Origin of the sequence: Nocardiopsis xinjiangensis YIM 90004, assembly GCF_000341145.1 — a bacterium.
Lineage (GTDB): Bacteria > Actinomycetota > Actinomycetes > Streptosporangiales > Streptosporangiaceae > Nocardiopsis > Nocardiopsis xinjiangensis.
This window is the reverse complement of the sequence record NZ_ANBE01000079.1, coordinates 1-1,040: the sequence shown is the minus strand read 5'-3', so window position 1 is coordinate 1,040 and position 1,040 is coordinate 1. Positions and strand designations below refer to the sequence as shown.

Annotated in this window: 1 protein-coding gene and 1 pseudogene; both read right to left on the bottom strand. The window is 64.9% G+C overall.

All coding sequences use genetic code 11. The features are described 5' to 3' along the window. Nucleotides 1-176: pseudogene (locus D473_RS25355) on the bottom strand (MHYT domain-containing protein); the annotation flags it as partial. A 234-nt stretch (nt 177-410) separates the two neighbouring features. Next, nucleotides 411-1,040 (bottom strand): MHYT domain-containing protein (locus tag D473_RS25350; RefSeq protein ID WP_017611537.1); only part of this gene is annotated, 630 nt, incomplete at its 5' end.

The window sequence follows — 1,040 nt, the reverse complement described above, 5'->3', positions numbered from 1 at the left end:
GACCACACGGCCACGCCGCCCAGGGTGAGAGCGGCCAGCCCCAGCCATTGCCAACGGAAGAGGCCCTTCGTGGCGCGGGCGCGCGCAGCGAAGGACAGACCCAGGTAGGAGCCGATCACCGACACGAGACAGGCGAGGGCGGGGATGATCCACCCCTGGTCGTAGAGGTCGAACACAGTATTCACATCCGGCGACAAAATTCACATCAGTTCCGGACTTGAATGCTAGGGAATATTTTGCCCCGATATCCAGGGGGTGAGCATGAATATTTATGGCCTGATGTGGCCAGTCGTCCTACCATCCTCTGTTGAAATGAATAATGGCCACGGCAATGGCCCGGTATCGGGCATGAAAAAGGCGGAAGGAACTTGTTTTCCTTCCGCCCCGTGTGCTCTTCGGTGGTGCTGGGGTCACCGGTGCGGTTTCTTGGAGCCGCCGGAGGCCTCGGGCCAGTCGTCCCGGTGCACGGGCCGGTCCCAGGCGCTGCTCGGCAACGGGTGGTTGGGGGTGGTGGGTCGGGCGGGCTGCTCGGTCGCCCGAGGCGTGCGGTCGTCGTCGGCGCCCAGCAGCAGGAACAGGCTGCAGATGAGCACGAAGACGAACAGGCCCACGATGAGCGGCAGCATCAGGTCGAAGGCGGCCGCACCCTCGGGGGCGCCCTGGAGCTCGGAATCGGTCGCTTCCACGTGTACGCCGACCATGCCGGCGTAGTGCATGAGGCTGACGGCGACCCCCATGAGGAGCGAGGCCGAGATGATGGCGATCTGTCCCCGGAGCCGGGAGGCGAACCACAGCGCCGTGGTGGAGGCCATGATCGCGATGACGGCGGCGGTGACGATCCAGAAGAGGTCGTGGCGCATCTCGCCGTGGATGTTCATGGAGGCCATGCCCATGTAGTGCATGCTCACCACGCCCAGGCCGGCGACCGGCCCGCTCAACAACAGCCTGGCCCTGCTCTGGTCGAAGAGGGTGAGGTAGAGGGCCGTCCCCATGACCACGACGGCGGTGATTCCGCTGAGGACGGTCAGGAAGGTGTCGTA